The organism is Paenibacillus sp. HJGM_3, assembly GCF_045062745.1.
In the GTDB taxonomy this organism is placed as follows: domain Bacteria; phylum Bacillota; class Bacilli; order Paenibacillales; family NBRC-103111; genus Paenibacillus_AA.
Window position 1 is genome coordinate 1 of the sequence record NZ_JBJGED010000051.1, and the last position, 24,675, is coordinate 24,675.

Annotated in this window: 20 protein-coding genes, 1 pseudogene and 1 riboswitch; of the genes and pseudogenes, 5 read left to right on the plus strand and 16 right to left on the minus strand. The window is 57.9% G+C overall.

The features are described from left to right. From ACI5FR_RS33090 to ACI5FR_RS33105, 4 genes are all read left to right on the plus strand, one after another. A partial coding sequence (locus tag ACI5FR_RS33090) for an ABC transporter permease (protein WP_405462575.1) occupies window positions 1-690 on the plus strand: 690 nt, incomplete at its 5' end. Between the two features lie 15 nt (window positions 691-705). Then, on the plus strand, window positions 706-1,584 hold the full coding sequence (locus ACI5FR_RS33095) for a carbohydrate ABC transporter permease (RefSeq protein WP_405462577.1): 879 nt from the start codon (window positions 706-708) through the stop codon (window positions 1,582-1,584). A 220-nt stretch (window positions 1,585-1,804) separates the two neighbouring features. Beyond that, complete coding sequence (locus tag ACI5FR_RS33100; RefSeq protein WP_405462578.1) at window positions 1,805-4,195, plus strand: helix-turn-helix domain-containing protein; 2,391 nt, start codon at window positions 1,805-1,807, stop codon at window positions 4,193-4,195. Window positions 4,196-4,303: 108 nt separating this feature from the next. Then, window positions 4,304-4,669 (plus strand): DUF2231 domain-containing protein, encoded by a 366-nt coding sequence (locus tag ACI5FR_RS33105; RefSeq protein WP_405462580.1) that lies wholly within the window; start codon window positions 4,304-4,306, stop codon window positions 4,667-4,669. Window positions 4,670-4,954: 285 nt separating this feature from the next. On the opposite strand, the gene ACI5FR_RS33110 is transcribed toward ACI5FR_RS33105, so the two are convergent. From ACI5FR_RS33110 to ACI5FR_RS33165, 12 genes and pseudogenes are all read right to left on the minus strand, one after another. Next, window positions 4,955-6,391, minus strand: coding sequence for a CoA-acylating methylmalonate-semialdehyde dehydrogenase (locus tag ACI5FR_RS33110; protein ID WP_405462582.1), 1,437 nt, complete (start codon window positions 6,389-6,391; stop codon window positions 4,955-4,957). Window positions 6,392-6,419: 28 nt separating this feature from the next. After that, window positions 6,420-7,409 carry a 5-dehydro-2-deoxygluconokinase gene (gene iolC / locus ACI5FR_RS33115; protein ID WP_405462608.1) on the minus strand — a complete coding sequence of 330 codons (990 nt, stop codon included), beginning with the start codon at window positions 7,407-7,409 and terminating at the stop codon, window positions 6,420-6,422. Between the two features lie 87 nt (window positions 7,410-7,496). After that, window positions 7,497-8,309, minus strand: a pseudogene (gene iolB / locus ACI5FR_RS33120) (5-deoxy-glucuronate isomerase); the annotation flags it as partial. Between the two features lie 50 nt (window positions 8,310-8,359). Next, window positions 8,360-9,373 (minus strand): inositol 2-dehydrogenase, encoded by a 1,014-nt coding sequence (iolG, locus tag ACI5FR_RS33125; RefSeq protein WP_405462583.1) that lies wholly within the window; start codon window positions 9,371-9,373, stop codon window positions 8,360-8,362. A 58-nt stretch (window positions 9,374-9,431) separates the two neighbouring features. Continuing rightward, window positions 9,432-10,313 carry a myo-inosose-2 dehydratase gene (iolE, locus tag ACI5FR_RS33130; RefSeq protein ID WP_405462585.1) on the minus strand — a complete coding sequence of 294 codons (882 nt, stop codon included), beginning with the start codon at window positions 10,311-10,313 and terminating at the stop codon, window positions 9,432-9,434. A gap of 37 nt (window positions 10,314-10,350) precedes the next feature. Then, the gene (iolD, locus tag ACI5FR_RS33135; RefSeq protein WP_405462587.1) at window positions 10,351-12,231 is read right to left on the minus strand and encodes a 3D-(3,5/4)-trihydroxycyclohexane-1,2-dione acylhydrolase (decyclizing); all 1,881 of its coding nucleotides are present in this window, start codon (window positions 12,229-12,231) and stop codon (window positions 10,351-10,353) included. A 375-nt stretch (window positions 12,232-12,606) separates the two neighbouring features. After that, on the minus strand, window positions 12,607-13,611 hold the full coding sequence (locus tag ACI5FR_RS33140; RefSeq protein WP_405462589.1) for a LacI family DNA-binding transcriptional regulator: 1,005 nt from the start codon (window positions 13,609-13,611) through the stop codon (window positions 12,607-12,609). 416 nt (window positions 13,612-14,027) lie between these two features. Then, complete coding sequence (locus ACI5FR_RS33145) at window positions 14,028-15,308, minus strand: CehA/McbA family metallohydrolase (RefSeq protein ID WP_405462591.1); 1,281 nt, start codon at window positions 15,306-15,308, stop codon at window positions 14,028-14,030. Between the two features lie 26 nt (window positions 15,309-15,334). Then, window positions 15,335-16,198 carry a carbohydrate ABC transporter permease gene (locus ACI5FR_RS33150; protein ID WP_405462592.1) on the minus strand — a complete coding sequence of 288 codons (864 nt, stop codon included), beginning with the start codon at window positions 16,196-16,198 and terminating at the stop codon, window positions 15,335-15,337. Window position 16,199: 1 nt separating this feature from the next. Then, complete coding sequence (locus ACI5FR_RS33155) at window positions 16,200-17,084, minus strand: ABC transporter permease subunit (RefSeq protein WP_405462593.1); 885 nt, start codon at window positions 17,082-17,084, stop codon at window positions 16,200-16,202. A gap of 127 nt (window positions 17,085-17,211) precedes the next feature. Continuing rightward, on the minus strand, window positions 17,212-18,627 hold the full coding sequence (locus ACI5FR_RS33160; RefSeq protein WP_405462595.1) for an extracellular solute-binding protein: 1,416 nt from the start codon (window positions 18,625-18,627) through the stop codon (window positions 17,212-17,214). Between the two features lie 207 nt (window positions 18,628-18,834). Further along, window positions 18,835-19,860 carry a LacI family DNA-binding transcriptional regulator gene (locus ACI5FR_RS33165; protein WP_405462597.1) on the minus strand — a complete coding sequence of 342 codons (1,026 nt, stop codon included), beginning with the start codon at window positions 19,858-19,860 and terminating at the stop codon, window positions 18,835-18,837. A 394-nt stretch (window positions 19,861-20,254) separates the two neighbouring features. Next, window positions 20,255-20,343: riboswitch (cyclic di-GMP riboswitch) on the plus strand. Between the two features lie 50 nt (window positions 20,344-20,393). On the opposite strand from ACI5FR_RS33165, the gene ACI5FR_RS33170 reads away from it, so the two are divergent. After that, window positions 20,394-20,528 carry a hypothetical protein gene (locus ACI5FR_RS33170; RefSeq protein WP_405462598.1) on the plus strand — a complete coding sequence of 45 codons (135 nt, stop codon included), beginning with the start codon at window positions 20,394-20,396 and terminating at the stop codon, window positions 20,526-20,528. 105 nt (window positions 20,529-20,633) lie between these two features. Here the strand turns inward: ACI5FR_RS33170 and ACI5FR_RS33175 are convergent, their stop codons facing one another. From ACI5FR_RS33175 to ACI5FR_RS33190, 4 genes are all read right to left on the minus strand, one after another. Beyond that, window positions 20,634-21,569 (minus strand): phage baseplate protein, encoded by a 936-nt coding sequence (locus tag ACI5FR_RS33175; protein ID WP_405462599.1) that lies wholly within the window; start codon window positions 21,567-21,569, stop codon window positions 20,634-20,636. Between the two features lie 157 nt (window positions 21,570-21,726). Beyond that, window positions 21,727-22,494, minus strand: coding sequence for a glycerophosphodiester phosphodiesterase family protein (locus ACI5FR_RS33180; protein ID WP_405462600.1), 768 nt, complete (start codon window positions 22,492-22,494; stop codon window positions 21,727-21,729). A 16-nt stretch (window positions 22,495-22,510) separates the two neighbouring features. Further along, window positions 22,511-23,818, minus strand: a complete 1,308-nt coding sequence (locus ACI5FR_RS33185; protein WP_405462601.1) for an ABC transporter substrate-binding protein — start codon at window positions 23,816-23,818, stop codon at window positions 22,511-22,513. 28 nt (window positions 23,819-23,846) lie between these two features. Then, the gene (locus ACI5FR_RS33190) at window positions 23,847-24,614 is read right to left on the minus strand and encodes a carbohydrate ABC transporter permease (RefSeq protein ID WP_405462609.1); all 768 of its coding nucleotides are present in this window, start codon (window positions 24,612-24,614) and stop codon (window positions 23,847-23,849) included. Window positions 24,615-24,675 lie beyond the last annotated feature (61 nt).

The following is a 24,675-nucleotide window of genomic DNA, read 5'->3' on the forward strand; positions in this document are numbered from 1 at the left end:
CTGCGCAATACGCTGCTGCTCAGCTTGTACGAGCTGGTGTTCGCTTTCCCGGCGTCCATCATCCTGGCCTTATTGCTGAACGAACTGCGGAGCGCCATGTTCAAGCGGGCCGTCCAGACGATTACTTATATGCCTCACTTCATCTCGATCGTGGTCATCTCCGGGATGATGGTCGACTTCCTCGCCCGCGACGGCTTGATCAACAACGTCCTGTCGTCCGTGTTCGGTATCGAACCGATCGCCTTTCTGCAGGAAAGCGGCTGGTTCCGGACGCTCTACATCTCCTCCGGCATCTGGCAAAACATCGGCTGGGGCTCGATCATTTATTTGTCCGCCATGTCCAGCATCGACCCCTCGCTTTACGAAGCCGCCAAGGTGGACGGGGCGTCCCGTTGGAAGCAGACGCTCCATATTACGCTTCCGGGCATCATGCCTACCGTCATCATCCTGCTGATCCTGCAGATCGGGAATTTCATGACCGTCGGTACGGATAAAATTCTTTTGCTCTACAACAGCACCACCTACGAAACGGCAGACGTAATCGGAACGTTCGTGTACCGCAAAGGGATTCTCGAGTCCGATTTCAGCTACAGCGCCGCCGTAGGGTTGTTCAACGCCGTCATCAACTTCACATTGCTTGTATTGGCCAACACGATCAGCCGCCGGACAAGCGAAACGAAATTATGGTAAGGGGGATGGAATCCGATGAATCAGAGAACTTTGGGAGAACGTACCTTCGACGTGTTCAACGTCGTGCTCTTGACCGGCCTGTCCCTGCTTACGCTGTATCCGTTCCTGTATGTGCTGTTCGCTTCGCTCAGTGACCCGACCTGGGTCGTGACCGTGCGGGGCATGATCTGGTATCCGAAGGACATCACCTTCGCGGCTTACAAGCTCGTATTTGACAACCCTTCGATTTTGACCGGTTATCTTAATACCCTGATTTACGTAGTAGTCGGCACCACCGTCAACATCCTGATGACCTCGCTCGGGGCCTATGCGTTGTCACGGCCAAGCGTCATGTGGAAAAACCACATCATGTTCATGATCGTTTTCACGATGTTTTTCAACGGCGGCCTCATTCCGACTTACTTGCTCGTCTCGAAGCTCGGGATGCTCGATTCCCGCCTGGCCTTGATTATTCCGGCTGCGATGAGCGCCTTTAACTTGATCATTATGCGTACCGCGTTCCAAGGCATTCCGGTCAGCCTCGAGGAGTCCGCGAAGCTGGACGGCGCGAACGACTTCACCGTCTTGTTCCGCATCATTCTGCCGCTCTCGATGCCGGTAGTAGCCGTCATGATCCTGTTCTACGGGGTCGGCCATTGGAATGGCTGGTTTAACGCTTTAATTTACTTGAGAACGCGCGAGCTGTATCCGCTGCAGCTCATCCTGAGGGAAATTCTCATTACGAACAGCACCGACTCGATGATGACCGGCGTTGGCGGCGGCGACAAGATGCCGATCGGCGAGACGATCAAATACGCCACGATTATCGTAGCTACGCTTCCGATTCTATGTCTGTACCCGTTCTTGCAAAAATATTTCGTCAAGGGCGTCATGATCGGGGCGATCAAAGGGTAAGATTCGGAACAGCCAAAACCGATGATTTTAGACCTGCACCCGCTGTACTCCGACCCTATTTCCGGAAAAAGCTCCTCTGGAGTTTTTTCTTTGCGTTCTGTTGGAAGCGAATTCAACTTTGTTTCCGGCTGCTTTTGCGTTATGATAGGAAGACCTTGGACTAGGCGTCGCCGCTTAGCCACAGGGTCCGACGAGATTATGGAACAAGTGGGTGGTCATCATGGTCGGTTGGTTGAAGTCCGGAAAATGGAAAAAGCAAACCCGGAGGAGCGTGTTCGTCACGCTGCTCATTTCTTATATTCTGATCCTGCTGATCCCGGTCGGCATCAGCTCCGTGATCTTCGGGCGCATGTCGTCCGCCATGGTCGACCAGGCGAATCGAAGCAACACCGGCTTGCTCGAGCAAGCGAAGCAAGCGATCGATCAGCGGCTGACCGAGCTGGATCAGTTCAGTACACAGGTGGCGCTGAATACGAAGCTGCTCAGTCTGCTCAGCAACGGACCCGAGACACAGCGCAACGAATCGCTGGTCAATTCGGACATTATCAAGGACCTCGGGCGGCTGAAGGCGACGAGCAGTTTCATCGACGAGATGTACGTCTACGTCCCCCGCTCCAATTCGATCCTGACCGGGTCGATGCGGACGGATCTGGAGTCGTACTTCACGTGGTTCCAGCTCGGAAAAGAACCGAATTACCCGGAGAAGATGAAGCAGTTCCTCTCCCAGCCTCATTACAAGGAATACATGCTCCCGGCCGGTACGAGCAGCGATAACAAGCGGGTCATCTCCTATGTTCAGTCGCTGCCGATCGAGGAACGTGAGACGGTGCGCGGCGCGCTCGTGATTCAGTTCCAGGAGAGCAAGCTGCTCCAGGTGCTGAAGCAGATCGAATGGGTGAACCGCGGCGATATCGTCATCCTGGATACGAAGGGCCATGAGATCATGTCGACGACGCCGGATCGGCCGGAATGGGCCGAGCTCGGCGAGCGGCTGACCAAGGAAGGCGAGTCGCTCGAGATGCCGCTCGGCGGTGAGCGCATGATGGTCACGTATACGACGTCGGGCGTGAACGGGTGGAAGTATGTGTCGGTCGTCCCCCGGGCGACCGTGATGCAGGGCGTGGAGACGGCGCGCACGACCGCCTGGATTGCGCTGCTCGTCAGCCTCGTCGCCGGGGCGGCCGCCTGCTGGTATATGGCGAACCGGAACTATAATCCGATCCGGCAGCTCTTGAATACCGTATTCGAGGGCAAGCCTGCGGCTTCCGATACAAGCAATGCCGGCACGAATGAGTACGAGCTCATCCGCCACGCTCTCGTCAGTACGCTGACGGAGGAGCGGGAGCTGCGCAAGAAGCTGTTCACGCAGTTGCCCGTCATGCAGATGAATTTCATCGCCCGGCTGCTGAAAGGCCAGGTAGACAGCCAATCCCTGAACAGCGAATCGCTGTCGTTCATGAACGTGGAGTTCGTGTCCGATCAATTCGCCGTCATCCTGATCGATATCGACGACTGCTCGCGGTTCGTCAAGGCCGACACGGAGCAGGAGTGGGCGCTCGTCCGCTTCACGCTCGCGAACTTGAGCCAAGAGCTGCCGTTCGGCCGGTGCTTCCCCGTCGAGCTGGAGCGGGAGCGCATGGCGCTGCTGTTCAATGCGGCGGCAGGACCGGACGGCGACAGTCCGACGCCGGAGGAGCAGCTCGCTCAGATCGCTTCGCTGCTGAAGGATATGGCCGCGAGCACGTTCCGCTTGCAGCTCTCGCTCGGCCTGAGCACCGTGCGCGAAGGGCTGCACACGATCAAGTCCGCGTACGACGAAGCGGTCTTGGCGCTCGAGTACAAGGTCATCAAGGGCGCCGGTTCCATGACCGCTTACGGCGAGATCGCGGATCTGCAGCAAAATTATTATCACTATCCGCTGGAGACCGAAGCCCAGATTATGAATTTCGCGAAGAGCGGCGACATTGCCAGCATCGAGCGGCTGCTCGACGAGCTGTTCGAACGGCATTTCGCCGAGAACCGGATCTCCGTGCAGATGGGCAAGTGCTTATTCATCGATATGCTCGGCACGCCGCTCAAGCTGCTGGGCACGCTATATGCGTCCGACCCGCATAACGCCCAGCGCCAAGCAGAACGGGTGGAGGCGATTCTGAGCCGGCCGACGGCGGAAGAGATGCTGGAGGGTACGAAGTTGTGGTACCGCCAAATTTGCGAGACGGCGAAATCCGAACGCTCGGATCACAGCGAACGGCTGCATCAGCATATCACCCGATATGTGGAGCAGCATTATGGGGAGAGCTTCTTCAGTCTCACGCATCTGGCCGATGAGCTGGGGCTTACCCCGCAATACTTGTCTTCCTTCTTCAAGAAGCATACAGGGCAGAACTTGAGCGACTACGTCACCGCCGTCCGCGTGCAGAAGGCGAAGGAGCTGCTGAGCAGCTCCACGCTCACGATTACCCAGATCGCGCATGCGATCGGCTATGCGAACGACGTGGGCTTGATCCGGGTGTTCAAGAAGTCCGAGGGCATCACGCCTGGCAAATACCGGGAGAACCTGGGCTATGCGCACGCCGAATCGGAGCATGCCGGTGCGACTTCTTCGGAGTGAGATTGCCGGGGCTCGCTTTCAGCAATCATTCAACTTTTCTTCAGTTCCTCTTCAGATGTTCCCTGTATACTGGGCTTAGTAAGTAGTAGACAGCCAGGGGAATCGAAGATGAGCCATAGCTGGAGTAACGTTCATTTCATGCTCAAGTATGTTCCGGTCGCCATGCTGCTGTTCAGCTTCATGTTCGATGCGCTCGGGTTGCTGCTCAAGCGTCGCAAATGGAATAACGCCGGGTTGCTGTGTCTGGTCGTCGGCACGATCGGCGCGATCGGGTCGGTGTTGACCGGCACGGAGGAGGCGCGCAACGCCTTGTTTTTGCGCCATGAGCTGTTCGGCGGACTGACGATGTGGATGTTCATCGGGTTGACCGTAGTGCGGGTTGGGCTGCTGCTTCGCAAAAAGCGGGAGATCGGCCGCCATATGGCGTATCTCGCCGCGACGTTGATCGGCGTGCTTCTCGTCTCTTACAATTGACCTTATTGAAAGCAGTTATCCGTCCATCTTGTTAATCAAAGTTTACTATTAAGCATAGTCCCCTATTTAGGCTCGTTTGGACCAATTCGAGTCGAATAGTAAACCGACTTTGCGTTATTAGTAAGGTCCGCTTTACAATTAACAGAAGTTAGCCTAACAATCCGGCGAAAACCGCCAAAATGGCACACTGCCCCCACCAGGAGAGCGTATCCACTCTGTTGGCGGAAGTCACATCCACCCCAGTTAACAAAAAATGTTGCCCCAAAAGGCAACATTTTTCTTTTATTAATAGCGGGCCACTACCATCTTCTTGCGGGTGTAGAACTCTACGCCGTCCCGTCCGTTGGCGTGCAGGTCGCCGTAGAACGACTTCTTGTACCCGGAGAACGGGAAGAACGCCATCGGCGCCGGCACGCCGACGTTAATACCCAGCATCCCGGCGTCGATCTGCTCGCGGAACTGCCGGATCGCCTTGGCGCTGTCGGTGTAAAGGCAGGCGCCGTTGGCGAATTCCGACGCGTTCGCGATCGCGATCGCCTCGTCGAGCGACTCCGCGCGCACGACCGACAGCACGGGGGCGAAGATCTCGTCGGTCCAGATGCGCATCCCGGGCTTCACCCGGTCGAACAGCGTCGGGCCGAGGAAGTAGCCCGCCCCCGATGCTTGCGCCACTTCGCGACCGTCTAGGACGAGCGTGGCGCCCTCCTCGACGCCGGACTCGATATAGTGCCGCGTCCGATCCTTGTGCGACTCACGGATGACCGGGCCGAGGAACACGCCCTCCTCCATCCCGCCGCCGATACGAAGGCCGCGCGCCGCCGCCGAGAGCCTCTCGACGAGCCGATCGGCGACATCGCCCACGGCGACGACGACGGACGCCGCCATACATCGCTCGCCCGCGGAGCCGTAGGCCGCGCTGACGATTTCCTTCACGGCGAGGTCGAGGTTCGCGTCCGGCAGGACGATCGAGTGGTTTTTCGCGCCCGCTAGCGCTTGCACCCGCTTGCCATGGGCCGCCGCCGTTCGGTACACGTATTCCGCGACCGGCTGCGACCCGACGAACGAGACGGCGCTAATGCCGGGGTGCTCGAGCAGCCCGTTCACCACGTCGCGCGCGCCGTGCACGATATTCAGGACGCCGGGCGGCAAGCCGGCTTCGTGGAACAGCTCCGCCAGCCGGTTCGCGAGCAGCGGCGTCCGTTCGGACGGCTTCAGCACGAACGCGTTGCCGCAAGCGATCGCGAGCGGGAACATCCAGCACGGTACCATCATCGGGAAGTTGAAGGGGGTGATCCCCGCCACGACCCCAAGCGGGTAGCGGTGCATGTTCGATTCGAGACCGGTAGCGATGTCCGGAAGCGTCGAGCCCATCATCAGCGTGGGAGCCCCCGCTGCGAACTCGACGCACTCGATGCCCCGCTGCACCTCGCCGTAGGCTTCGTTGTAGCTCTTGCCATTCTCGAGCGTCACCAGCTCGGCCAGCTGCTCCCAGTGCTCCAGGAGCAGCTGCTGGTACTTGAACAGGATTCTCGCCCGGCGCGGCACCGCGACTTGCTTCCAATCCTGGAACGCCGCCTGCGCCGCCGCCACCGCCCGGTTTACGTCCGCCCGCGTCGAGAGCGGCACGCGGGTCAACAGCTCTCCGGTTGCGGGATTCGGCACATCCTCGACTATGGGCGAGGCGGATTCGACCCACTGGCCGCCGATCCAATTTTTTAACATCGCATTTCCCTCCATCGGTCAATCTGCTCTAGCTGTGCAGCTGGATCTTCTCCTCAATCTGGGCTACCGTAGGCATCGCGTCCGAGCAGCTGTGGCTCGCGACGACGATCGCCGCGGAAGCCGCTCCGAACGTCTGGCTGCGCTCGATATCCCAGCCGTTCATCAATCCGTACACGAAGGCACCGGCGAACGAGTCTCCGGCACCGAACGTCTTCACGACGTCCGCCGGGAACGTACGGCCTTGTACGCGCTGGCCGTCCCGCGTGAACGCGGTCGAGCCGGCCCCGCCATGCTTCACGAGCACGATGGCCGCCTTGTGCGCGAACCACCGCTGCGCCGTCGCCTCGTCATCGTGCTGCAGCGGACCGAACGGCGCCTCCAGCAGATCGAACTCCTCGCGTCCGCCGAGGAGGATGTCGCTCTTCTCCGCGACGAGGCTGCAGTAGATTCCCGTCTCCTCGCGAGACGCCCACGTCCAGGGCCGGTAGTCGATGTCGAAGATGACGACGGTGCCGTTCTTGCGGGCGAGCTCGATCGCCTTGAACGCCGCCTCGCGCGAAGGGCTCTTCGCGAGGGCGGTGCCCGAGATCAGAATCGCCTTCGACCGGCGAATGTAGTCCTCGTGCACGTCGCCCGGCTCCAGCTTCAGGTCCGCGACATTGTCGCGGTACATGAGGATGCTGCAGTCGGTGGGCGACTTGATCTCCGTGAAGGCGAGCCCCGTCACGCTGCCTGACCGATCCGTAGTGACGCAGGACGTGTCGATACCCCGCTCCTGCAAGTAATGGGTGATGAACCGGCCGTGCTGGTCGTCGGAGACGCGCCCGATGAAGCCGGCCTTCAGCCCAAGCCGCGCCACCGCGATCGTGATATTGGCGGGCGAGCCGCCGACGTACTTGGTGAACGTCCGCGTCTCTTCCATCGGCCGGTGAATCTCGTTCGCGTTCAAGTCTATGCACAGCCGGCCCAGTCCGATGAAGTCCATCGGCCGGCTCGAATCGAATGGGATCAGGCTCATGATCTCGGGGTCGTCCTTGGATTCGCTAGATTCACTGGATTGGTTAGATTCGGTCGCTTCGCTAGATTCGAACTTCTTGCCCCATCGCTTCATAATCCACTCATGATCCGGATCGTTGTGGAACTTCCATGTGCGTACCGGCCCGGCCATCACGTTCAAGTAATACACGTCATAACCCGGAGGGGCGGAGACGGGGTGATACCCGCGCGGCACCAAGACCGCGTCGCCGTTCTTCACCGCAAGCGTCTCGTCCAGGCTACGGTCGTCTGTGTACACGCGCTGGATAGCGAAGCCGTGCTCCGGCTCGATTTTATAATAATACGTCTCCTCGAGCAGCGACTCGTCCGGCAGCTTCTCCTGATCGTGCTTGTGAGGCGGATAGCTCGACCAGTGGCCGTTCGGGGTGAACACCTCGACGACGAGCAGGCTGTCCGCCGGCCGCTCCTCCGGAAGGATCTGGTGAATGTAGCGCTGCGTATGACCTTCGCCGCGTATCTCCTTGCCGACCTCGGCAGGGGGAATCAGCCTGGCGGGATACGTCCCCCGCCCGGGCGCGCGGCAGACGGCCAGCTCGAGATCCGTCTCGGCCAACACCTCGAACCAATCGCTCGACGGCACGTAGACCGAATAAGGCGGCGTTTGCTCGAACACGCTCATCCGTTCTCCGATACTGGACCAGCTCTCTTGCGACGTAGATACCGAAGCGATGCCGCTCAGCAGCACGAGACAAACTTCCGTCGTTCCGGTCTCCTGCTGCGGGAGCGTCTGGCCTGCCTGAAGCCGCACGACCTCGAAGCCTACATACGTCCAGCCCGCGGATGCCGGCGTAATCGCCAATACGCGGCTGTCCTCACCAGGTTCAGCGGAGCTGGGTACGATTAAGGGTGATGAAGGGCACATCGGGTGGTACACCTCCTCAAGGAATCTAGCTAAGATTTTGGGGTAGTAACCTAGACGATCTCGCTAAGCTGAACCGGACGTCGCTCTAACAATGATTTTTTTGCCGCAAATGCAATCCGTTCTGACTGATAAGCATCGTTGCCGTCCACGAGCGGCGGTTGCCCGGTCTGAATGCTGTGGATGAACGCCCGCGTCTCGTCGATGTACGCCTCGTGATACCGCTCCAGGAAGAAAAATTTCGGATTGTCCCGGTACACCATCGTCTTCTTGCTGATCTCCGCCGTATTCGGATGGTCGTTGGTCACGCCTACGCTGCCCTCGGCCCCGAACACCTCCACCCGTTGATCGTAGCCGTAGACGGCTTGGCGGCTATTGTCAATCACCCCGAGCGCCCCGTTGTCGAAAAGAAGGGTGATGATCGCGGTATCGATGTCTCCCAGCTCTCCGATGACCGGATCGACCAGGACGGCGCCTTGCGCGTACACTTCCTTCACTTCGCTGCCGGACAAGAACCGCGCCATATCGAAATCGTGAATCGCCATATCCATGAACAACCCGCCGGATACCCGAATGTAGTCATGGCTCGGAGGGGCCGGGTCCCTCGACGTAATGCGGATCAGATGGGGACGGCCGATCTCTCCGCTCTCCACCAGCTCGCGCACGCGGCTGAAGTTATGATCGAACCGGCGGTTGAACCCGGTCTGCAGCATCACGCCGCACTCCCGAGCGGTTGCCAGTGCTTCTGCGGTTTGCCGGTAGTCCAGGCTGATCGGTTTTTCGCAAAAAATATGCTTCCCCGCCTGGGCCGCCTCCTGGATCAAAGTCACATGGGTGTTCGTGGACGAGCAGATGTAGACGGCGTCGATGGCCGGGTTCTGCATGATTTGCTTGTAATCGTCGGTCAGTTGGGGGACGCCTAGGTTCGACGCCCACGTCCTGAGTTCTTCCGTAAGCTGAACGTCGGAGATCGTATGGAGCTTCACTAAAGGGTTTCTCGCCAAATGCTCGGCGTGCAGCCTACCGATTCGGCCGGCACCGATTAAGCCTATGTTGAGCTTGTTCAAAGGTCCTCTTCCTCACTGTGCTGGATTGGGGATGCTGTCGCGGGTCATGCGAGTCTCGTCAGGATGTAAGCCAGCGGTCGATATTCGTCTTGGCGAGACGCGCGTAAGCGACCGGATCGGCGATCGCCGGGTCCTGCTCGGCCTCTACGATCATCCAGCCCGTATACCCGATTGCCTTCAGCTCTTGGAAGATCGGGGCGAAGTCGATGCAGCCGTCCCCCGGTACGGTGAAAACGCCTCGGCGCACCGCGTCCCGGAACCGGATGCCATTCGTTCGTTTCCAGTCGAGCACGTCTTGCCGAATGTCTTTGAGATGAATGTAAGGAATGCGTGCGGCATACGTCCGCAATAGCTCAAGCGGGTCGCTTCCGCCGAAGAAAGCGTGCCCGGTATCGTAAAGCATGTAGACGAGCTCCGGATCGGTCGTGTCCATCAGACGCCGAATCTCCTCCCGGCCTTCGACCACCGTCTCCCCGTGGTAATGGTACACCAGCTTCATACCCAGGCTGCGGCAATATCCGCCCGCCTCATGCAGGCCGTCCACCATCGCCTGCCACTGCTCGTCGTTTAACGGGTCCACCCGCACCGTGTTCTTGGTTAGATCTTCAAAAGCGTTGCCTGTCTCGCACGTGACGACGAATCCGCAGCCCATCGCGTGCAAGAAGTCGGCGTGGTCCCTGAACGCTTGCAGCTCCTCCGCGTGGCGGCTCCGATCGCTGAAGGCGACGGACTTCCACTGGGACGTGAGCACCATCCCTTTGCTCGTGAGCAATGGTTGGAGTTCGCGGACGTCGCGGGGGAATTTGCGGCAAAACTCGGTCCCCTCGTAGCCGAGCGCGGACATGTCGGTCAGCACCTGCTCCGCCGTATAATGGTCGCCCATCTCCAGAATGTCCTCGTTGACCCAATTGATGGCCGATATGCCGAGCCTCACGTTCATTCGGGTTCCTCCTGTCTTCTGTTGGTATTGGCGTATATTAGCGGCGGGTGGCGCCGATTTCGCTCAGCTTCGCTTGCAGGCCGGTGTAAGCGCGCTGCACATTGCCGGATGTCGATACTTCCGCGACGCCGACGTGCCACCAGCTCTCATAGCCGTCCGTACCCGTGCCCGGCAGCACCTTGATGTCGATCAGGGTAGTCGTATTGGCCGCCCGCGCTTGCACCAGCGCCTCTTGCAGCTGCTTCACAGTGGTGGCCGTATAGCTGTTCGCTCCGAGGCTGCGGGCGTGCGCCGCGTAATCGATCGGGATGTAGCCTCCGGTGAGCTGGCCCGTCTCCGAATCGCGCCGGCGGAATTCGTTGCCGAATCCGTCGCTGCCATGTCCGCGCTGAAGGTTATGAATGCACTGGAACCCGCTGTTGTCGAACAGAAGGACGACGATCTTGCGTCCCTCCTGCAGGCTCGTCACGAGCTCGGAGTGGAGCATCAAGTAGCTGCCGTCGCCGACAAGGGCATATACCTCGCGGTCCGGCTCCGCCAGCTTCACGCCGAGCGCGCCGGCCACCTCGTAGCCCATCGTGGAGAAGCCGTACTCCATGTGGTACGTCTTCGGCTGCGTCGTCCGCCACAGCCGGTGCAGGTCGCCCGGCAGGCTGCCGGCGGCGCAGACAATTACATCCCGCTCGCCGACGAAGCGGTTGATCTCGCCGAGCACGCGCGTCTGCGCGAGTCCGTCAGAGACGTCCGCCGCATAGAGGCGGTCGACCTCGGCGTCCCACGCTTGCTTCAGCTGCGCGAGCTCGTCGGCGTCGTAAGCGGCGGAGTATCCGCGTCGCCGCAGCTCTGCGCCGAGCGCGGTCAGCGCCTCCCGCGCATCGGCCACCACCTGCACGCCCTCGGCCTTCATGGCGTCCATCGGGCTGACATTGATGCTGACGAACGCCGCCTCCGGGTGGCGGAACGCCGACTTCGACGCGGTCGTGAAGTCGGAGAGCCGCGTGCCGACGGCTAGGACGACGTCAGCCTCCGCTGCCAGCCGGTTCGCGGCCAGCGTGCCGGTCACGCCCACCCCGCCGAAGCCGAGCGGGTGGTTCCAGGCGGCCGCGCTCTTGCCCGCCTGCGTCTCCACCATCGGCAGGCCGAACGCCTCCGCGAACGCTCGCGCCTCGTCTACGGCCTGCGCATAATGCACGCCGCCGCCCAGCAGGACGAGCGGCTTCCGCTTCCGCGCGATCAGCTCCGCCGCGCGGGCGATGGCGCTGGCCGCGGGCGGCATGCGGTCCATATGGTGGACCCGCTTCGCGAAGAACGCGGCCGGGTAATCGCAGGCTTCGCATTGCACATCCTGCGGCAGGCACAGCGTCACCGCTCCGGTCTCGGCCGGATCGGTCAACACGCGCATCGCGTTCAGCGCCGCGGTCAGGAGCTGCTCGGGCCGGCTGATCCGGTCCCAGTACTTGCTCACCGGCTTGAACGCGTCGTTCGCCGACACCGTGTAGTCGAGCGGATGCTCGACCTGCTGCAGCACGGGGTCGGGCTGACGGCTCGCGAAGATATCGCCGGGCAGGAGCAGGAGCGGAATCCGGTTGACCGAGGCGATGGCGGCCGAGGTCACCATGTTCAGCGCGCCCGGCCCGATCGAAGACGTGCAGGCGTAGATGCCGAGCCGGCCCGTCTGCTTGGCGAAGGCGATCGCCGCGTTCGCCATGCCCTGCTCGTTCTTCCCTTGGAGGAACGGGATGTCCTCCTTGTACTGCTCGAGGGCTTGCCCGAGCCCGGTCACATTGCCGTGGCCGAAGATGCCCATGAAGCCGCGGACAAACTTGTGCTCCACTCCGTCGAGCTCGACGTATTGGGCGTCTAAAAATCGGACCAAGGCTTGCGCCATCGTTAGCCGGACGGTGTTCGTGTTTGCCATTGGAAGGCTCCTTTCGCTTCATTTCGCTTCACTGGTTAAGCGCTTTCCCATACCATAAGGGTATACCAGCCCCGAGGCGCTGTCAATCGGTTTCCGCGGGATCTTGTCACTATTTTTACGCTGCTCAGCTCTGAGTCAGACGTGATCTTTAGTTCGAATTTTCGAACTTACAGGATGGCTGCCGCGGCGAGTATGTGCTCTAGTTCGATTTTGCCAACTTGCACCGCGTACTCGGAACAATGTCCGCGATATATCGCCAATTAAGCAGGCAAAATCGAATTACACGCGTCAAACCCCGCTTGGTCCCTGCTTTAAGTAGGCTAAGTCGACTTGCGTGAGTGGCGCAGCAAAGGCAACTTTATGACTGCGTCCAGCTTACACCGGCCCGGTCGAGCCGCGCACGACGAGCTCCGGCAGCAGCAGCACGCGCTGCTTCTGCGTCTTCTCGCCCCTCATCTCCTGAATGATCAGGTCGACGACCCGACGGCCGATCTCCTGCATCGGCTGGGCGATCGTCGTAAGCGGCGGGTCGATGATCGTCGCCAGGATCGTGTTGTCGAAGCCGATCACCGACAGCATGGTCGGGACGTGCAGCCCCCGCTCGCGCGCGGCCTGGATCGCTCCGATCGCCAGCACGTCGTTGCAGGCGAACACCGCCGTCGGGCGTGCCGCGTCGAGCAGGAGCAGCCGTCGCATCGCCTCCTTGCCGCTCTCCAGCGTGAAGCCGCCGACCGTGACGAGCCGCTCGTCCGGTTCGATGCCCGCATCGAGCATCGCCTGCCGGCAGCCGCGCAGCCGCTCCCGGCTGCTCATCTCGTTCAGATCCTCGGCGACCACCGCAATCCGCCGATGCCCGAGCTCGATCAGATGGCTCCCCGCCTGGTACCCGCCGAGGAAATCGTCGACCATCACGGTGTCCACCGCGAGCGCCGGAAGCTCCCGCGCGATCATGGCGATCGGAATGTTCATCTGGATCATTTTTTTCAGAAACGCCGTGTTGTGCGTGCGGGAGGCGATAATGACGCCGTCCACCCGCTTCTTCATGAGGAGCGAGAAGTATTTCTCTTCCTTGGCCGGATCGTTGTCCGTGCTGCAGATGAAGAAGTTGAACCCGGACTCATGCCCGCGATCCTCGACGGCTCTGGCGATTTCGGCAAAGAACGGATTGGCGAGATCCGGCAAGGTGAGTCCGATCGTGTACGTATTCTTGCCCGTCAAAGCCGAAGCAACCATGCTCGGCTGGTACTTCAGCTCTTCCATCACCTTCCGTACATTCTTCCGCGTCTTGTCGCTGATGCGCCCGGTCCCGTTGATGACCTTGGACACCGTCGCGATCGACACGCCGGCCGCCTGGGCCACGTCGTAAATCGTTGGTTTCATCCGCTGCTCCTGCTCCTTGTCCGCACGAATATCATTCTCTCTATCTTACGATAACGCCCGCGGCTGCGCAATTGCCAGCGTGAAGCGATGACCTCGTCCGCCCCAGCCTCTCCCTTAGCTCGTTGTCGGTCCCAGATGAAGCTGCGCCACAAAGGTCATGACCGTCATATCCACGCAGGCTCAACTCATCACTAGTTCGAATAGAGGAAAAAACATCATCTAATCTACCCTTCAACCCTCTGCCAAGTAAAATAGCTGAAAATATTTCATCTAATACCTCTGGTGAGTCCATTTCCTGATGATAGGTCAGCCATAGATGCAAAATTTTCATCTATTCCATGTGAAAAACGGATGATTGGTAGGATAGAGGAAAATTTTTCTTCTATTCCGTTAAGCATGCGGGCGTTCTCGTCTCTTCATTCGAAATAGATCGGGTTCGTCAAAGCCGCCATCAGCGTCTGATCGACGATCTCAAAATGCCGCCAAATCTCCACGCGCAGGAAGCCCTTCCCTGCAGGAGGCGCCACCGTCATATCCAGCTCGCCATCCCGCTCGACCACAAATTCCGACTGAACGCCGAGCCCGCTGATCACCTTCACGCGATCACCCGCCACAAGCCGCTCCGCCCGCAGCCGGACGACCCGCTCCGGCCCGCCGACCGTCGCCGGCACGACATCGCCTACCCCGCAGGAGCCGCATGTCAGCTCCACGAAAGGCCCATCGGGCGCATACGTCACGACTACGTGACCCTGCCCGATGCCGTCCAAGATGCCGTCCACGGTCCTGGACGTCGCGAGCACCCATGTGCACGGCATCGCGTGCCGCACGTAAGGATGCGGGCGGTGCACGTCGCTCCCGCCCACAGCCACGAGCCGACGGCCGGAGGCGAGCTGCTCCTGCCACCACGCGAGCGTGGACGCGTTGCGCGCCGTCCACGGGCCGTTCCACACCTCGACCCAATCGTGGTCGACGTCGAAGCCCCACTCCCATGGGCAATGGTCGCAATGGGGATGGTTGAGTACGATGCGCGCTCCGCGTTCGCGCGCCACGCGCAGCCGCTCATGCACGTCCGCGACACCGGTTACCCGGAAATCGTCGCAAGGGTCGACCACGCCCAGAAAGTTGCTGTGCCCGAAGTTCGTCGTGAACTCCATGCCGGGAATCATCACGATACCGGTCGTCCGGGGATACGCCAAGTTCTGGCTCACCGCGTTGTGATCGGTCATGGCGAGGAAATCGCAGCCCAGCTGCTCCATAATCGCCGCGCTCTCTTCCAGCGTGTAGCTCCCGTCGCTGTGCACCGTATGCGCATGCAGGTCGCCCTTCAGCCAGCGCGGCGCTTCCAATGTCAGCGTAATCGTGACCGTGATCGTGCAGCCTTGCTCCGGCACCTTGTACGCGTTGTGCACGACCGCCCAGCCCCCGCTCGCCAGCTCGCCCGGCAAGTAGCCCGGCGTCGCCTTCTCCCGGCCGATCGTGAAGCCGCTGCGGGCGCCTCCGCTCCAACCGCGCAGTCTTCGCCCGTCCCGGACACCCAGATCAATGACGGCTCGCGGTTCGCCGTGGGATTCCACCTCGTAGTCTACTCGCAGCGTCTCGACCCCTGCAGGCATCTCGAAAGGAATCTCAATATATTGGCTTCGCTCCTCCGGCCGCACGACGCGTTGGACCACGATGACTTCGCTCTTTGCGTTCATTTTCCCGTTCTCCTCTCCAATGCCATCTACTCCTTATTCGCGCCCACCATAATGCCTTTTACAAAATACTTCTGCACATACGGATAAATAATAAGGAGCGGAATGAGGGCGATCAGAATGCCCGCCATCCGTACGTTCGTCGTCACGATGAAATTGCTGGACGTCGTGTCCGAATCGACGATGAGCGACTTGAGCGCGAGCTGCAGCGTGTACTTCGCCGCTTTGTTGATATACAGCAGGGCCGGCGTGAACTGGTTCCAACGGCTGACGAACTCGAACAGCGTCACCGTGGCCAGTCCCGCCTTGGCGAGCGGCATATACATCGTCACGAAGATGCGGAAATCGCCTGCGCCGTCCATCCGTGCCGACTCGGACATCTCAATCGGAATGCTGAGGAAGAAATTGCGCATCAGCAGCACGCTGAACCCGGAAACGAGCCCCGACATGACGAGCGCGGTGAGCGTATTCAACAGCCCGAGCTCCTTGTTGACGACGTACAGCGGGATCATGATCGCTTCGCCCGGGATCGTCATCGTCACCAGGATGAGCGACACCATTAGCTTCTTGCCCGGCAAAAGCGGCTGCACAAGCACATACCCGGCCATGGAGCACAGGAGCACGTGTCCGACCGTCCCGATAACCGTGACGATTACATTGTTCGTGAACGGAATGTACAGCTGCATCCGGTTCCACACCGTCGTGAAGCCTTCTACACTGAATTCCTTCGGCCACAGCACGATGCCCGGCTGCATCGAAGCGAAATTCGTCGAGAACGCCAGCGCGATCGTGTTCATGAACGGAATGACCATCGTAGAGACGAGCAGGAGCAGGAATACGATGTTGATCGTATCGAATACCCGGCCGCCTATTCCTTTTGGCATCGGCTTCATTTTATCTCGCCCCCTCGTCGTCGTATCGGATGAGCACGCGGGTAATCAGCGTCACGATCAGCGTCGCCGCGATGACCAGGAAGCCGGAGGCGGTCGCGAGCCCGATTTTGAATTGCAGAATCCCTTTCTGGTAGCTGTACATCATAATGACGTCCACCTTGTTCGCGATGGCGCCGTTGCGCATGACGAAGATTTGGTCGAACATCCGCAGGATGCCCAGCACTTGCAGCATGATGACGACTTTCATGGTGGACACAAGCGATGGCAGGGTGATGAAGCGAACGAGCTGCCAACGGCTCGCGCCGTCTATTCGTGCAGCCTCGAAGAGAGACGGGTTGATCGAAACGATAGAAGCCAAATACAAGATACAAGTGAATCCCATCTCCTTCCACACCGAGGTGAAAATCATCACCCAGCGGGCATAGGCCGAATTGGACAGGAACGAGACCGGCTTATCCGCCCCCAGCGCTTGCAGGATTTGATTCACGATGCCCGTATCGGGGGACAGCAGCAGGATCCACATCCCGCCTACGACGACCCAGGAGAACAGATGGGGGACATAGACGATCATTTGCGTTACTTTTTTGAACCAGGTCGAGAGCACCTCGTTCAAGGACAACGCCAGCACAATGGGCATGACGAACCCGATGAGTAGCGAGCCGCAGCCGATCCATAGCGTATTCTGGAACGCATCCCAGAAGGCTGGGTCTTGCAGCACCGTTTTATAGTTTTCGAAGCCTACGAAAGGCCGATTGCCGATCAACCGGAAGTTCTGAAAGCTGATGACAAACCCGCGAACGAGCGGATAATAAGAGAACAGCAAGAAGTAACCTATGATCGGGAGCATCATGACGTACAGCGTTTTATATTTCCAAACGGCCTTCATTTCTGTCACCCACCTCTATCTTTTCCCCGCAAAAGTGAAGCCGGCTCTTCGACGCGGATCTCGTTCCCCAAAGAGAGGCAAGGGAGCATGCCCATCCCCATCCTGCATACTCCCTCGCTTTGTTCGTCTAGTCGATCAGTTTGGCGGCCTTGAGCTCCTCGCGCATTTTCTTCACCGCGTCGGCAGCCTTCATCTCGCCTTGGATCGCCTTGAACGAGTAATTGTTGATGATCTTCTCGGCGTCCGACCACTTCGGAGGAGTCAGCTCAAGCGCGGCATACTTCACGACCAGGTCCTGCGCTTCCTTCACACCCGGCAGCAGACCGAACGGATTCGGGAAGTTCTTGTTGTACCAGAACGGCACGCCGTGGTCCATCGCATGGTCCGTCCCATTCTTCGTGAGCGTATACTTCCCACCCGATTCCGTATAGTCGTTGTCTTTGATTCCCAAGCTGCCCAGCACGATGCCGTCCTTCGAATGCCACCATTCGATGAACTCGAAGGCGGTCTTCGGATGCTCGGCATTAACCGGAATGACCCAGACGTCCGGATCTCCCCGGCGCAGCATGAACTTGCCGTTCGAATCCGCTGCGCCCGGCAGCCCCTTCGCTTCGAACGCCGTCTTCGGATCTTGCTGCAAACGGGTATTGTTCAGCATACCGACCCAAGCGTCCCAGTAGGTGATCATCCCTACGCGGTCGGCGAGGAACAAGTTCCGCATCTTGGCCGTATCGTTCGTGGCAAAGTTCGGGTCGAGGATGCCTTCCTTGAACAGCTTGTTCAGCCACTCGTAGATCGGAATCGCGGCATCCGTGGAGTATGGCACGTCCAGCTTGCCGTCCTTCTCGACATAGCGCTGCTTCAAGCCTGCGGCGCTGAAGAAGCCTTGCAGCTCATACATGCCGGCGGTGCTCAGGCCGTACGTATCCTTCTTGCCGTTGCCGTCCGGATCTTGCTCCGTGAATGCCTTCAGCACTTTATAGTAATCGTCCAGCGTTTTCGGTTCCGCCAGATTCAGCTTTTTCAACCAGTCGTTGCGCACGATCGGCATCGTCCCGCCTTGGAATTTCGTGAAGACCCCGTAGATTTTACCGTCCTTCGTCTTCACTTGATCCCATTCCCCGGCGGGCAGCACGTTCGGATCCTGCAGCACTTTGGATGCCTTTACTTTGTCGGTAAGCGGCATGATCGCGCCTTGCTCCATGAGCAGGTTCATCTTCTCCTTGCTCGTCTGGATCAGGTCGAATTTCTCCCCGGAGGAGATGGCCGCCATCAGCTTCTGATCGTAGTCGGAGGCCGGCTTTTCGAGCTTCGCCTTGATGCCCGTGAGCCGCTCGATCTCCTTCTCGAACAGCGTGTTCTCTTCCGGCGTCTTGCCGCCGATAACCGATGCCATCATCCGGAGCGAACGCTCCTCCTTGTTTTCTTGCGGCTTGGCGGACGCATCCGCGCCCGTGTCCTTATCCCCGCCGGAGCAAGCCGCCAGTGTTCCGCCCAACATGACGAATGCCATGAAAGAACCCACCATTTTTACTTTTCTCATATTTACCTCCCAAGTTTATTCATCTATTTGGTTTTTCTAAGATGAACGACATGCTTCATTCCGATTGCGCTCCTCTGCCAATGTTGCACGTACTTATCGGGGCTGGTTGGATCGGTTGCCTTGCGCCGGCAGCTCAAGAGTCCGGTCCGCACGGCATCACCTCCTTTACACGCCATTAATAAAGCGCTTACATTTCTGTTATAGTACTTAATCGTTTTGAGCCGAATTCGGTGCGCAAGAGCTGCGGATGACCAGCTTCGCGTCCACGATGCGTTGATGCACCCCTTTCGCTCCTTCCATCTTCTCGATCAAAATTTTCGCGGCCTCCGCCCCCAGCGTCTCGGCGGAGAGCTCCATGGACGTGAGCTGCGGGGTAATGACCTGCGATAAGGTAGCATCGTTGCTAAGTGCGATTACGGACAGCTGCCCCGGAATGTCGATCCCGAGCTCCGCCACCGCCCTTAATACGCCGACCGCAACCTGATCCGTATCCGCTATGACCGCGGTGAAGGGAACGTTCCCGTGCATCCGTCTCAACGACATGTAGCCGTATTCCGTCGGATTGCGATGCTCGGCCCTGGAGTAATTCAGCACATGAATCCGCTTCGTCGCTACACTCTGACGGTGAAAAGCTTCGAACAGCCCACGCCGGCGATCCAGGGACACCGTCATGTCGGATCCGGCGTTCAGGAACAAAATGTCCTTGTGCCCCTTCGCCAGGAGGTAGTCGCCCACCTGTGCGCTTAACTCCGTATTGTTGTTGTCCACGTAGCAAATCGATTCGTCCGGCGGATCCGGCCGTCCTACCAGCACGAGCGGAATGTCCATCTGGCTGTAGCGCAGGATCCGTTTGTCATGCTTGCGCGGGTTGAGCATGATGACCCCGTCTACCGGATCGCTGGAGAACTGGGTCGGGTCATCGTGCTCGGGCAGCGTATCGAGCAGCACCCGGTACCCTTGCTTGGAGCATTCCTTCATGACGCCGTTCACCATCTGAACCTCGAAGCCCGACATTGAGCTGTCCCGCGAGACCGGCATCTTCAGCCCGGCTATCATCGTCTTCTTAATCGCGAGACTGCGGGCCACGTGGTTCGGGAAGTAGCCTAGGTTCTTGGCCGCTTCCAGCACCCGCTCCGTCACTTCCCGGCTGATCGGCCGTTTCTTGCTGAATACGCTGGATACCGTGCCCTTCGACACGCCGGCGAGCCTTGCCACATCATTGATCGTAGCCACGCAACCCCCCCTTGGCCAGTTGAAGCCAGGATCATTTATTAAACCGGTTTAATGACTATCTGAGCTTTATTATACATAGCCCCTATGCCAGCATCAACTACTTTATGTAAAAGAATCGTTAATTTTAGGTAAAGCGCTTAATCTATCTATATTAAAGCATTGTAAAGGGTTTATCTTACGAAATAAAAGCGACATATTACTCGAGTTTTCCCTTATTGTGCAAGGAAAACTCAGGTAAGAAAAATCGACATTCATCCTGGTTCCGCCTATGTCATTTCCTGACTGGCACAGGAAAGAAGTCGCATCTTTCAAGAATGCAACCGTTCACTAGTCCTAAAGTTGGATGGCGTCCCGCTATGATTTTGCTAAGATAGGGTTAAACCATCACATAAATCGTACGACACGGCAAAGCTGATGAAAGTCAGCGACGCAAAGCTACAGGGGCTACGTTGGGGGAATCCAATAGGCCAGCCAGCTACCGAATACGGGCTTCTGTCCCGATCTATGTTGATCCATATGGGAGGCACGAAGTAATGATGTGGTTTTGGATATGTCTAGTCTGGCTGATCGGCGCCTATTTGTTCTCATGCATCGCCCGCATGTCCAAACGGGCCGACATGAAGGCCGAGCTCATGATGAATATGCAAGATCGGCAGAAAATCGGATGAGCAGAACAAAGCACCCTCGCAGGGTGCTTTTTATGTTAAAAAAGCAGGAACAGAGTGCGGGCGGTTCGCCGCGACACTCGTGTTCCTGCTTTTTCGCTCTTCGCTTTACTCTTCGTTCGCCTGTTGAGGCAGCAGTCTATCCATCGAATAGATGTTGGCCAATCGCTTCGGCGTGAAATCCGAAGCAAATCCGAAGCTCAGCTCGGCTTTCTGCGGATGCTTCATATCCGGCAGGCGGATAGCCATCCCTTCCGGCTCCCGGAAGGAGAGCGTATCTCCGGCGGAAATCAGTTGTTTGTCGGCAACCTCACCCGTATTCAAGTCCACAGCCGTGATGTAAGTGTTACCCGTAGGGGGGACCGACCCGGTTGAGCCATAAGAATTGCCCTCCAATAAGTACAGGTACCCCCCATACGAGGCGAAGCCTTGAAACGTACCTACTGCCGGCTGGGGCACGTCGGCCACTGGGACGTACTCCCTCCGCTTCACCTGCTCCAACGCATACACCCCGAAGCGGAATGCGCCGTCCTTGCGGTATCGCATCGTGAGCAATTCGTTAGCGGGATCGATATTGACGGTTGTGCGGTCCGCCCCTTCAATAAGCCGGTGTTTCTCTAGCTCCGGCGAGCTCGGGGTCATAATCTTCCCATTCTCGAATGGGAACCGGGCCAACTGCGTCCCCCAGCCGCTGCTGCCTTCCGTTACGGAATCCGTTTCCGTCCATAAGTACGCCGTTTCGCCTACCGTTTCCACGCCGATCTGGACCCCATGGCCGAATCCTTTCAGAAACATATAGCCAAGCTCGTTTCCTGCCAGATCAAGCTTCGTCAAGGTCAAATCGCCGTTCTTATCCCGATTCGCACCGCTGACCGGTTCGGATTCGCCCGGCAGCTGCTGCCCGCCGGCCATCAGCTGCACGACATAGATGTGCTGATTCACGTTGTCGAAGGCGAACGATTGCAGGACCGTGCCGTTATGCAGCGCTTTATCCCGGATTAACTCAGTTGCCGGCTCCGACAGGTCGAACATTTTGGATTTCAACGGGGATTTTTCTGCGCTAATGCCGGTCGAGAAGATGGGGAGCATACATAAAACAGCGATTCCCGCTACAACCATAAAAAGCCGCTTTCCCGTTAACATTGGCCGGACACCTGATTTCAGCTTGTTTAGAATCATTCTACACCTCCATGGTTTCGTCTTATGGGCTTTGTTCCAATCGACGGCGCACCTGCAGAGCAGGCAGCGGGTTGTTGACGGTCATGAGCTTGGAGCCGCACTCTAGCGCATAAGCAACGCCTTCGTCGGTATCCGGGCAGTAGCACCAGGCCAACAAACCCGACTCCCGAACCTCCCGGACCAATTGCGGCGTCAGCAGCTTCATGCTGATGCCTACCGCCCACATTTTGGATATAGTGCCGTCTGCGCCGGGAACATAGTTGGACATCAGCTCTCCGGGAAAACCTTGCGTTTTTAAGTGATGAGCATCATGCATATAAGCCAGCACTTCCGCATCGAAGCAAGTGAAGACACAGCGCGCCAGCAACCCGTGTTCTTGAAGGATGCGGACCGAGGCATCGGTCACCTCTTTGGCGTCGGGACTCGGCTTGACTTCCACATTAAGCAGAACATCCGGGTAAGCTTCCAACAGCCGGCATAACTCCTCCAAGGTCGGAATCTTCAACCCCTCGAACACAGGGCTGAACCAACCACCAGCATCCAGCCGTTTCAGCTCCTCGAAACTATGATCGCTGACTCGGCCTGAACCGTTCGTCGTACGGTCCACGGTCTCATCGTGAATGACCATCACGACTTTGTCCTTGGAGAAGCGAAGATCGAATTCCAGCATATCGACCCCGAGCTCCAGCGCTTGTTGAAACGCGAGAAGCGTATTTTCCGGATAGGCCGATTTATAGCCCCGATGCCCGGCAACTACGAGCGAATCGTTAGTTTGCAGCCGTTCTATCATACACTCCGTCTCTCCCCTACTGTTTCAGAATCCGTTCGGTTTCTTTCTTAAACGTATCGAGCGTGGATTCAATATTTTTGTTGTCGTACATGATCGCCTGAATCGCTTTGAAAAATTCCTGCATCACTTGCGTCCAAGCTACATGCTTATTGGTGTCGACGGCATATTGAAGCTGATCGTAAGCTACTTTGCGGTTCGGCTCTTTGGCCCACAGGTCTTTCATTTGTTGCGACTCTGCCATCTTCTTAGTGAACGGCAGATATCCGGAATCTAGGACAAACTGCAAGCCGCCTTTGGGATCGGTCATCATCCAACGTATAAATTCCCACGCGGCGTCTTTATTCTTGGAGCCCGACATCAAGGCTACGTTGGCTCCGCCGGTCGGGGTGGCATACACCTGATCCATAGGGAGATAGGCGGTTACGTACTCGAATTTGGCACTATCCTTCAAGCTGCCGATAACCCCCGTGGACTGGAACATCATGCCGATTTTGCCGCTCGTGAACATCTGGTTCACGATATTGCCGGAATCTTGAGCCGGCGGGTAATACAGGGCGCCTGTGGCTTGCAGATCCTTGAGGAACTTGAACGTTTTCACGCCTTCCCCGTTATTGAATCCGATGGAATTGTTGGCATCGTTGAAGAACTTGCCCTTCGCTTGAGAAATCATCGCAATCGGATACCAGGTATCATAAGGCATGCTGTACCCGTAACGCTTGAATTCGCCGTTTTCTTTGATAACCAGCGCATTGGCCACATTCTTGAGCTCTTCCCATGTTTTGGGGATTGCCAACCCCTTCTCATCCAGCATCGTCTTGTTGACATGCAGAATCGGGGTGGAACGGTTTAACGGCAGGGATACCAGCTTTTTGTTAAAGGTGGAGTGCCCCATCAGGCCCGGCGTAAAGTCATCCACGCTCATACTGGATTTCTTAAGAAACGGCGTCATGTCTTCGAGCACGTCCGAGTCCGCGAACATTTGAACATAAGCGCGCTCCAACATCGTCACGTCAGGTCCGGTCTTCGCCGCAACGGCTTGCTGCAGCTTCGTCACCGTTTCATCGTAGGAGCCTTGGAACGTTCCCACGACTTCGATTTTGCTCTGGGATTCGTTGAACCGGCTGATCGCTGCATTAATGTATTCACCGTTCTTGCCTCCCAGGGAATGCCAGAACTGAACCGTGGTCTTCCCAGCCGGCGCGGACGATGATTGCGGGCTGCTCTTCGGCTCGTCGCCCTGCTGAGAGTTGCTTCCGGAGCAGCCGGCAAGCAAGCCGGACAGCATTGTGGTTGCTAGTACAAGAGTAGATAACTTCTTCCACATAGGGAATTACCTCCGTAGGTTATAAAGTTTATTTAATGCCGGAATATACGAATGCCTTGACGATCTGCTTGGAAGCAAACAGGTACACGATCAGGATCGGCACAACCAAGACCACATTCCCGGCCATGATAATGTGCCAGTTGCTGATGCCTTCCGTCTCTCTTAACATGGCGATCCCCATCGTAAGCGGCCGGACGGCTGCGGAATCCGTCATCACCAGGGGCCAGAAATAATCGTTCCAGTGGCTGACGAAGCTGAACAGCGCGATCGTAGCCAGTGCCGGCATCGACATGGGGATCATGATCTTCCGAATGATCTTGAACTCGCTCGCGTTGTCCAGTCGGGCCGATTCAATAATCTCCTGCGGGATCTGCATAAAATATTGACGCAGCAGGAAGATACCGAAGGCGTTGGACATGAACGGAATGATTTGAGGCAGCAGCGATTTGATAAGGCCCATATCCGCCAGCATCAGATAGACGGGGATGAAGGTCACCTGCCCGGGAATCATAAACGCCAGCAAAACCATGCCGAACAATATCCCTTTCCCCGCGAACTTATACTTGGCAAACGCATACGCGGCTGGGATCATCACGATCATTTGCAGCACAATGATGGAGCATGTGACGAGGATCGAGTTTTTGGCATAGGTCAAGAACGGGCCTGCATTCATCGCGTCCACAAAATTGATCCACTGTGGAAATGCCGGAATCCATGTAGGAGGAAATGTTAATGTTTCTTCAAACGTCTGCAATGAGGTTGAGATCATCCACAGAAACGGGAACACGAACACCATCAGAATAATGGCTTTCAGCAGAAAGCCCAATGTCCATTTGATGGATTTGAAGTCAAATACC

What these genes read in the sequence shown, in the direction of transcription:
- ACI5FR_RS33095 (WP_405462577.1), top strand. Translation starts at nt 706, where the DNA reads ATGAATCAGAGAACTTTGGGAGAACGTACCTTCGACGTGTTCAACGTC.
- ACI5FR_RS33100 (WP_405462578.1), top strand. Translation starts at nt 1,805, where the DNA reads ATGGTCGGTTGGTTGAAGTCCGGAAAATGGAAAAAGCAAACCCGGAGG.
- ACI5FR_RS33105 (WP_405462580.1), top strand. Translation starts at nt 4,304, where the DNA reads ATGAGCCATAGCTGGAGTAACGTTCATTTCATGCTCAAGTATGTTCCG.
- ACI5FR_RS33110 (WP_405462582.1), bottom strand. Translation starts at nt 6,391, where the DNA reads ATGTTAAAAAATTGGATCGGCGGCCAGTGGGTCGAATCCGCCTCGCCC.
- iolC (WP_405462608.1), bottom strand. Translation starts at nt 7,409, where the DNA reads ATGAGCCTGATCCCATTCGATTCGAGCCGGCCGATGGACTTCATCGGA.
- iolE (WP_405462585.1), bottom strand. Translation starts at nt 10,313, where the DNA reads ATGAACGTGAGGCTCGGCATATCGGCCATCAATTGGGTCAACGAGGAC.
- iolD (WP_405462587.1), bottom strand. Translation starts at nt 12,231, where the DNA reads ATGGCAAACACGAACACCGTCCGGCTAACGATGGCGCAAGCCTTGGTC.
- ACI5FR_RS33140 (WP_405462589.1), bottom strand. Translation starts at nt 13,611, where the DNA reads ATGAAACCAACGATTTACGACGTGGCCCAGGCGGCCGGCGTGTCGATC.
- ACI5FR_RS33145 (WP_405462591.1), bottom strand. Translation starts at nt 15,308, where the DNA reads ATGAACGCAAAGAGCGAAGTCATCGTGGTCCAACGCGTCGTGCGGCCG.
- ACI5FR_RS33150 (WP_405462592.1), bottom strand. Translation starts at nt 16,198, where the DNA reads ATGAAGCCGATGCCAAAAGGAATAGGCGGCCGGGTATTCGATACGATC.
- ACI5FR_RS33155 (WP_405462593.1), bottom strand. Translation starts at nt 17,084, where the DNA reads ATGAAGGCCGTTTGGAAATATAAAACGCTGTACGTCATGATGCTCCCG.
- ACI5FR_RS33160 (WP_405462595.1), bottom strand. Translation starts at nt 18,627, where the DNA reads ATGAGAAAAGTAAAAATGGTGGGTTCTTTCATGGCATTCGTCATGTTG.
- ACI5FR_RS33170 (WP_405462598.1), top strand. Translation starts at nt 20,394, where the DNA reads ATGATGTGGTTTTGGATATGTCTAGTCTGGCTGATCGGCGCCTATTTG.
- ACI5FR_RS33180 (WP_405462600.1), bottom strand. Translation starts at nt 22,494, where the DNA reads ATGATAGAACGGCTGCAAACTAACGATTCGCTCGTAGTTGCCGGGCAT.
- ACI5FR_RS33185 (WP_405462601.1), bottom strand. Translation starts at nt 23,818, where the DNA reads ATGTGGAAGAAGTTATCTACTCTTGTACTAGCAACCACAATGCTGTCC.
- ACI5FR_RS33190 (WP_405462609.1), bottom strand. Translation starts at nt 24,614, where the DNA reads ATGGTGTTCGTGTTCCCGTTTCTGTGGATGATCTCAACCTCATTGCAG.